At 62.4% G+C, this 436-nt stretch carries 1 pseudogene; it reads right to left on the bottom strand.

Features of this window, described 5'->3' with window-relative positions:
- A pseudogene (locus tag EN786_RS36145) lies at positions 1–302 on the bottom strand (MFS transporter); the annotation flags it as partial.
- Positions 303–436 lie beyond the last annotated feature (134 nt).

The raw sequence follows: 436 nt of genomic DNA, 5'->3' as shown, positions 1-436 counted from the left end.
GCGGCCGATGAGCAGCATCCAGAGCTGCGGCGCGAAGGCCATGATGAGGTAGTTGATCGCGGCGCCCGCCAGCGAAATCAGCAGCACCGGACGGCGGCCCAGATTGTCGCTCAAGGCGCCGAGCACCGGCGCGAAGAGAAACTGCATGGCGGCGTAGAGCGCGGTCATGATGCCGATATAGGCGACGATGTCGGGGCTGTGCGTCACCTCCTCGAGAAGGCGCGGCAGATGGGGAAGACGAGGCCGATGCCGACGGCGTCAAGGCAGATGGCGGCAAAGATGACGATAAGGGGTTTGTTCATGGGGTGAGCTCCTGGAGCAAGGGCTTGTCCGCCGGGCGGGGAGCGGGTGTCGCCTCTCGCCAAGGGTGTCAAACCGTTAGTGTACTGAGTTTCAATATGTACTTAGTACACATGTTGCGCGCTGACAGGGCGAA

Source organism: Mesorhizobium sp. M4B.F.Ca.ET.143.01.1.1 (assembly GCF_004792275.1).
GTDB lineage: Bacteria > Pseudomonadota > Alphaproteobacteria > Rhizobiales > Rhizobiaceae > Mesorhizobium > Mesorhizobium abyssinicae.
This window is presented reverse-complemented; position numbering and strand designations above follow the sequence as displayed.